This window comes from Streptomyces litmocidini (assembly GCF_014649755.1).
GTDB classification, from domain to species: domain Bacteria; phylum Actinomycetota; class Actinomycetes; order Streptomycetales; family Streptomycetaceae; genus Streptomyces; species Streptomyces litmocidini.
The window spans coordinates 287,459-295,044 of the sequence record NZ_BMTQ01000010.1 but is presented as its reverse complement, the minus strand read 5'-3'; the positions used below and the strand labels follow the sequence as shown (position 1 = coordinate 295,044).

Below are 7,586 nucleotides of genomic sequence, written 5' to 3'. Positions count from 1 at the left end.
GAAGCTAAGCCTTTCAGCGCCGATGGTACTGCAGGGGGGACCCTGTGGGAGAGTAGGACACCGCCGAACAATTTTTAGCCTCAGCCCCCGGACCCTGTCCGGGGGCTGAGGCATTTTTGCGTTCCGGGGCCGAAGGGGACCCCGTGGGCCCCCGGATGGTGGCTGAGGGTAAGGTCGGGGGGCAATGTCGGCACCGTCCCAGCAGGAGGCCCCCGGGTGGAGGTCCAGGAGACCCGCGTTCAGACCGACCGGGTCCTCACCATCCCCAACATTCTCAGCATGGCGCGCCTCGTCGGCGTGCCGCTGTTTCTGTGGCTGATTCTCCGTCCGGAGTTCGGCGGGCCCAAGAGTGACGGGTGGGCGCTTCTCGTCCTGGCGCTCAGCGGCGTCAGCGACTATCTCGACGGGAAGCTCGCCCGGCGCTGGAACCAGATCAGCAGCCTCGGCCGGCTGCTCGATCCCGCTGCCGACCGGTTGTACATCCTGTCCACCCTCGTGGGGCTCACCTGGAGGGAGATCCTGCCCCTGTGGCTCACCGCGGCCCTCCTGGCGCGCGAGGCCATGCTGCTCGTGATGGTGGGAATCCTCCGCCGGCACGGCTATCCGCCGCCGCAGGTGAACTTCCTCGGCAAAGCTGCGACTTTCAACTTGATGTACGCGTTCCCGCTGCTGCTTCTCAGTGACGGAACGGGCTGGCTCTCGTCACTCGCTGAAGTTTTCGGGTGGGCCTTCGCCGGATGGGGTACAACTCTGTATTGGTGGGCAGGGATCCTCTACGTGGTCCAGGTCCGTCGACTCGTGAAGGCGGATACCGCGGCCGATTGAGCCCGTCTGTCCTGTGTCGAGCAGCGTCGCCGGCAACAACGAGGACGTCCGAGGGGCCCCTGAGCAGACAGGTGAAGTCGGCCGGACCGTCGTCTCTTCAAGGAGGACGCTTCCGACATGAAGGCCGTCGTGATGGCCGGTGGCGAAGGAACCCGCCTTCGCCCTATGACCTCGAGCATGCCCAAGCCTCTTCTGCCGGTGGCCAACCGGCCGATCATGGAGCACGTCCTACGACTGCTCAAGAGGCACGGTCTCAACGAGACCGTCGTCACCGTGCAGTTTCTCGCTTCGCTCGTCAAGAACTACTTCGGCGACGGAGAAGAGCTCGGGATGGAGCTCACGTATGCCAACGAGGAAAAGCCACTCGGTACAGCGGGAAGTGTGAAGAACGCCGAGGAAGCGTTGAAGGACGACGCTTTCCTCGTCATCTCGGGCGATGCGCTCACCGATTTCGACCTCAGCGATCTCATCGCCTTCCACAAGGAGAAGGGCGCCCTCGTCACGGTCTGTCTGACACGGGTGCCCAATCCGCTGGAATTCGGCATCACCATCGTCGACGAAGAGGGCAAGGTCGAGCGTTTCCTGGAGAAACCCACCTGGGGCCAGGTCTTCTCGGACACCGTCAACACGGGCATCTACGTGATGGAGCCCGAGGTCTTCGACTACGTCGAGGCGGACGTGCCGGTCGACTGGTCGGGTGACGTCTTCCCTCAGCTGATGAAGGAGGGCAAGCCGATCTACGGCTATGTCGCCGAGGGCTACTGGGAGGACGTCGGCACCCACGAGAGCTATGTGAAGGCCCAGGCGGACGTCCTGGAGGGCAAGGTCCAGGTCGACCTCGACGGCTTCGAGATCTCGCCCGGGGTGTGGGTCGCGGAAGGCGCCGAGGTGCATCCCGACGCCGTGCTCCGCGGACCGCTCTACATCGGTGACTACGCCAAGGTCGAGGCGAACGCCGAGATCCGTGAGCACACCGTGATCGGTTCGAACGTGGTCGTGAAGAGCGGCGCCTTCCTGCACAAGGCGGTCGTCCACGACAACGTCTACCTCGGGCAGCAGAGCAATCTGCGGGGCTGTGTGATCGGTAAGAACACCGACATCATGCGGGCCGCCCGGATCGAGGACGGCGCCGTCATCGGGGACGAGTGCCTCGTCGGTGAAGAATCGATCGTGCAGGGGAACGTGCGCGTCTACCCCTTCAAGACGATCGAGGCCGGCGCCTTCGTCAACACCTCCGTCATCTGGGAGTCCCGAGGGCAGGCCCATCTCTTCGGCGCGCGCGGGGTCTCCGGCATCCTCAACGTGGAGATCACCCCGGAACTGGCCGTCCGGCTGGCGGGGGCGTACGCCACGACCCTGAAGAAGGGGTCGACCGTCACCACCGCGCGCGACCACTCCCGTGGCGCCCGGGCACTGAAGCGGGCGGTGATCTCCGCGCTGCAGGCCAGCGCCATCGACGTGCGGGACCTGGAGAACGTGCCCCTGCCGGTGGCGCGGCAGCAGACCGCGCGCGGCAGCGCCGGCGGAATCATGATCAGAACCTCGCCCGGGGTGCCGGACTCCGTGGACATCATGTTCTTCGACGAACGCGGGGCGGACCTCTCGCAGGCGCAGCAGCGGAAGCTCGACCGGGTGTTCGCGCGCCAGGAGTACCGGCGGGCCTTCCCCGGCGAGATCGGCGACCTCTCCTTCCCGGCGAGCGTCTTCGACTCGTACACCGGCTCTCTGCTGCGGAACGTCGACACCACCGGGATCGCGGAAGCCGGTCTGAAGGTCGTCGTGGACGCCTCCAACGGCAGCGCCGGACTCGTGCTGCCCAGCCTGCTCGGGCGGCTCCAGGTCGACTCGCTGACGATCAATCCCGGGCTCGACGAGTCCCGGCCCACCGAGTCGGCCGAGAGCCGGCGGGCCGGTCTCGTGCGGCTCGGGGAGATCGTGGCCTCGGCGCGCGCCGCGTTCGGGGTGCGCTTCGACCCCGTCGGCGAACGGCTCTCGCTGGTGGACGAGCGCGGGCGGATCATCGAGGACGACCGGGCGCTCCTGGTCATGCTGGACCTGGTGGCGGCCGAGCGGCGGTCCGGGCGGGTGGCGCTGCCGGTGACCACGACCCGTATCGCCGAGCAGGTCGCCGCGTACCACGGCACCCAGGTCGAGTGGACGACCACCTCGCCCGACGACCTCACGCGGGTCGGGCGCGAGGAGTCGACGATCTTCGGCGGCGACGGGCGCGGCGGGTTCATCGTGCCCGAGTTCAGCAGCGTCTTCGACGGGGCCGCCGCCTTCGTGCGGCTGATCGGCCTCGTGGCGCGGACGCAGCTCACGCTGAGCCAGATCGATGCCCGGATCCCGCGGGCGCACGTCCTGAAGAGGGACATCGCGACCCCGTGGGCCGTGAAGGGCCTGGTGATGCGCCGGGTGGTGGAGGCGGCCGGCAGCCGCTCCGTGGACACCACCGACGGGGTCCGGGTGGTCGAGGCCGACGGGCGGTGGGTGATGGTGCTGCCCGACCCCGCCGAGGCCGTCACCCATCTGTGGGCGGAGGGGCCCGACGACGCCTCCGCGCAGGCCCTGCTCGACGAGTGGGCCGAGGTGGTCGACAGCGCAGGTCGCTGACGGTTCGGACAGGTTCGGCCGGGAGGCGCCCAGGGGGTGCCTCCCGGCCGTGGGGAGGGGCCATTCGGCGGTAGGCCGTACGACGTGCGACGATGTGCGGCATGTCGCAGCAGCACCCCGTTCGGAGCACCGGATCGTCGCCGCCGCGTCCGGACGCGTCCATGTCGCTGCTGAACAACGTGATCGACCACGCGCTCGACGACGGCTACGCCGAGGCGACGGCCCGGCGAGCGGCCGAGGGCGGTGGGCTGCCCCGCAGCCTGCGGGCCAAACTGGGCGTCGCCGCGGGCCTTCTGCTCGCCGCCGTCGTGGTGACCGTGGGTGCGGCGGAGGCGCGGATCTCCGCGCCGGTCGTCGCCAAGGAGCGGCAGGACCTGATCGACCGGATCGACAAGGAGACCTCCACCGCCGACCGGCTGGAGGAGGACGTCGAGCGGATCCGGACCGAGGTCGGGGAGCGCCAGCGGCAGGCACTGCAGCAGCACGGTGGGGACCAGGCCGAGCTCGTGGCCCTGCTGTCGGGCGCGACGCCGGTGCACGGCCCCGGTGTGAAGCTCGTCGTCGACGACGCCAAGGGCACCGACACCGGTGGCGGCGGGCCGCGGGAGAGCGCGGGCTTCTCCGACACGGGCCGGGTTCGCGACCGGGACATGCAGCGGGTGATCAACGGGCTGTGGGAGTCGGGTGCCGAGGCGGTCGCGATCAACGGGCAGCGGCTGACGTCGCTGTCCGCGATCAGGGCGGCCGGTGACGCCGTACTGGTCGACAACAAGCCGCTGGTGCCGCCGTACACCGTCCTCGCCGTCGGGGACGGGCAGCGGCTGAGCACCGCGTTCCAGGACAGCGCCGACGGGCAGTACCTGCACGCGCTGGTGGAGAACTTCGGGATCAGGAGCAGGATCTCGGTCGAGGGCGACGTGCGCCTGCCGGCCGCGCCGAGCCTGACCGTACGTACCGCAGAGCCGAGGGGGGCCGGGGCGGCGACGCCCTCCGGTCGGGCCACGGCCGACACAGGGAAGGGCACATCGTGATCGCCGTACTGGGCCTGATCGTCGGAGTCGTGGTCGGACTGTTGGTCCGACCCGAGGTTCCGGCGGTGGTCGAGCCCTATCTTCCGATCGCCGTGGTCGCCGCCCTCGACGCGGTCTTCGGCGGCCTGCGGGCCATGCTGGACGGGATCTTCGTCGACAAGGTCTTCGTGGTCTCGTTCCTCTCCAACGTGGTCGTGGCCGCGCTGATCGTCTTCCTCGGCGACAAGCTGGGCGTGGGCGCGCAGCTGTCGACCGGTGTGGTCGTCGTGCTCGGCATCCGCATCTTCTCCAACGCGGCCGCCATCCGGCGTCACGTCTTCCGGGCGTGAGGCCGATGAGCGAGAACCCCCAGAACCCCGAGAACCCCGAGAACCCCCAGAACTCCGAGAACCCCCAGAACCCCGGGAACTCCGAGAAGCCGGAGCGGTCCGGGGAGCCCGGGGTCGGCAAGCCGGAGACCCCCGGGGCCGGGAAGCCCGAGCGGCGGAGCGAGGACGTGCGGGTGCCCGAGGCACCTCGGGCGCCCGTGGCACCCGACGTGCCCGTCGTGGCGGGGCCGCCGGCCGCGCCGTCCGCCCCCGAGCCGAGCGGGCGGCGGAGGCTCGCCTCCGCGCTGTGGCCGCCGCGGGTGACCCGGGCCCAACTCGTCGTCGCCCTCCTGCTGTTCGTCCTCGGTCTCGGCCTCGCCATCCAGGTCTCCTCGACGAGTGAGAACAGCGCGCTGCGCGGGGCCCGCCAGGAGGACCTCGTGCGGATCCTCGACGAGCTCGACGACCGCACGCAGCGCCTGGAGGACGAGAAGACCCGCCTGGAGAAGCAGCGTTCCGAGCTGGAGTCCAGCTCGGACCAGGCCGAGGAGGCGCGCAAGCAGACCCAGGAGAAGGAGCGGCAGCTCGGCATCCTGGCCGGCAACGTCGCCGCCGAGGGGCCGGGCATCACCCTCACGGTGGGGGATCCCACCGGGGCGGTCGAGTCGGACATGCTGCTCGACGCCATCCAGGAGCTGCGTGCGGCGGGTGCCGAGGCGATCCAGGTGAACGACGTCCGGGTCGTCGCGGACAGCTACTTCACCGGTAGTGGTGACGACATGCGGATCGATGGAACGAAGGTGGCCGCTCCGTACGTCTTCAAGGTCATCGGCAAGCCGGAGGACCTCGAGCCCGCGCTCAACATCCCCGGCGGTGTCGTGCAGACCCTGGAGAAGGAGCAGGCCACAGCCACGGTGGAGCGGTCGGCGAAGATCGTCGTCGACGCCTTGCGACCCGCGAAGCGGCCTGACTACGCTCAGTCGTCCTCCCGGTGAGAGGGGGACGGGGGGGTTCCCGCGACAAGGGCATGACGTTGCGGGGGGTCGGCGCACCACAAGGGTGGTGCGTGGTGGAAACTGTCCGGAGGATACGGACGTTGTGAAGGTGTCCGGGTCGGCAGGTGTGAAGGATCTCGGTTCGTCCTGCCCCACGGGCGGGTCTGTTTCGGTCAAGGGGAATCGCCCGTGAAGTTGTTTGCGAAGTTGTTCGGCAAGAGCGCACGCGAGGACGGCGGCAACGCCAAGCACGCCGCGCCGCGTCACGCCCAGAGCGAGGAGCAGGGCGGCGAGCGCCCGCTCTTCCGTGACGAGGTCGAGGGTCGGGGTGACATTTCGGGCGCACAGGGCGCGTCTTCTGTTGACCCCGCCGGGGCCGCCCGCATAGGTTTCGGAGAACCATCAACCTCAAGTACGGGTGGAGGGTTTACGCCCGACCCGTACGCGACACAGACCTCCGCGGGACAGCCGCGGCAGGAGGACGCGTCCATGCCGGTGTGTACGAGGTGCGGTCACCGCAACGCGGCGGACAGCCGCTTCTGCTCCCACTGCGGTACGCCGCTGCGGGGCGGGGTCGCCGAGCGCGCGTCGGAGACGACGTCGACGATCTCCATCTCGGGGATCGAGGCGTACGAGGCGGAGATCACCGGTCAGACCGCCCTTCCGTCGCTGTCTCCCGAGGCGCTGGCGGCCGTGGAGGCGCTGCCTTCGGGTTCCGCGCTCCTCGTGGTGCGCCGGGGTCCGAACTCGGGCAGCCGGTTCCTGCTCGACGGCGAACTGACGACGGCCGGCCGTCACCCGCAGAGCGACATCTTCCTGGACGACTTCACGGTCTCCCGGCGGCATGTCGAGTTCCGGCGGGCGCAGGACGGCAGCTTCACCGTCGCCGATGTCGGCAGCCTCAACGGCACGTACGTCAACCGTGAGCCGATCGACTCGGTCGTCCTGTCCAACGGCGACGAGGTGCAGATCGGCAAGTACCGGCTGGTCTTCTACTCGAGCCAGCGAGGCGTGTGACGCCTCGGGGAATCCCTTCAGGGAAGGTCCATGCTGCGAACACCGACGGGCGGTGCCGGATCCGGCACCGCCACCGCGGGCGACCGGCTGGTCAGCATCGGCACGGTGCTGAACCAGCTGCGCGACGAATTTCCCGAAGTGACGATCTCCAAGATCCGGTTCCTGGAGGCCGAGGGGCTGGTCGAGCCCCGGCGGACGGCCTCCGGATACCGGAAGTTCAGCCCGGAGGACGTGGAGCGGCTCGCCCGCATCCTGCGGATGCAGCGGGACCACTACCTTCCGCTGAAGGTCATCCGTGAGCACCTCGACGCCCTCGCCCGGGGCGAGGAGATCAAGCTCCCGGCGCCCGGGCGCCGGCGGGACCTGCTGGAAGGGACCTGGGAGCAGGACGAGGCGGAGGCGCCGGCCGTCGCGCGGCTCGGACGGGCCGAGCTGATCGCCGCCGCCGAGGTGACCGAGGGCGAGCTCGCCGAGTGGGAGTCGTACGGCCTGATCGCCGAGGCGGAGGGCGGCGGCTACGACGCCGAGGCCGTCACCGTCGCCAGGCTCGTCGCGGATCTGGGGAGATTCGGTCTGGAACCCCGGCACCTGCGGGCCGTCAAGGCGGCCGCCGACCGGGAGGCCGGGCTGATCGAGCAGGTGGTCGCGCCGCTGCGCCGGCACCGCAATCCGCAGACCAGAGCCCATGCGGAGGCCACCGCGAAGGAGCTCGCCGCGCAGTCGGTGCGGCTGCACGCGGCCCTCGTCCAGAGCGCCCTGGGGATCCGGCTCCAGTGACCCGGTGGGGCGTCCGGTGG

The 7,586-nt window shown here is 69.8% G+C and carries 7 protein-coding genes and 1 rRNA gene; all 8 read left to right on the top strand.

Annotated features, from left to right (window positions below; all coding sequences use genetic code 11):
- Positions 1–69 (top strand): 5S ribosomal RNA (gene rrf / locus IE180_RS37675); the annotation flags it as partial.
- 147 nt (positions 70–216) lie between these two features.
- Positions 217–825, top strand: coding sequence for a cardiolipin synthase ClsA (clsA, locus tag IE180_RS22690; RefSeq protein ID WP_030686439.1), 609 nt, complete (start codon positions 217–219; stop codon positions 823–825).
- Positions 826–942: 117 nt separating this feature from the next.
- The gene (locus IE180_RS22685; RefSeq protein ID WP_190158753.1) at positions 943–3,438 is read left to right on the top strand and encodes a mannose-1-phosphate guanyltransferase; all 2,496 of its coding nucleotides are present in this window, start codon (positions 943–945) and stop codon (positions 3,436–3,438) included.
- 101 nt (positions 3,439–3,539) lie between these two features.
- Positions 3,540–4,469 carry a DUF881 domain-containing protein gene (locus tag IE180_RS22680; protein ID WP_190158752.1) on the top strand — a complete coding sequence of 310 codons (930 nt, stop codon included), beginning with the start codon at positions 3,540–3,542 and terminating at the stop codon, positions 4,467–4,469.
- On the top strand, positions 4,466–4,798 hold the full coding sequence (locus IE180_RS22675; protein ID WP_015032176.1) for a small basic family protein: 333 nt from the start codon (positions 4,466–4,468) through the stop codon (positions 4,796–4,798). Before IE180_RS22680 ends, IE180_RS22675 begins: the two co-directional genes overlap by 4 nt.
- Before the next feature lie 5 nt (positions 4,799–4,803).
- Positions 4,804–5,772 carry a DUF881 domain-containing protein gene (locus IE180_RS22670; RefSeq protein ID WP_373302811.1) on the top strand — a complete coding sequence of 323 codons (969 nt, stop codon included), beginning with the start codon at positions 4,804–4,806 and terminating at the stop codon, positions 5,770–5,772.
- 81 nt (positions 5,773–5,853) lie between these two features.
- Positions 5,854–6,789 carry an FHA domain-containing protein gene (locus IE180_RS22665; protein ID WP_190158778.1) on the top strand — a complete coding sequence of 312 codons (936 nt, stop codon included), beginning with the start codon at positions 5,854–5,856 and terminating at the stop codon, positions 6,787–6,789.
- Positions 6,790–6,819: 30 nt separating this feature from the next.
- Entirely contained in the window at positions 6,820–7,566 is a 747-nt protein-coding gene (gene ftsR / locus IE180_RS22660; RefSeq protein WP_190158751.1) for a transcriptional regulator FtsR, read from the top strand.
- Positions 7,567–7,586: the final 20 nt, after the last annotated feature.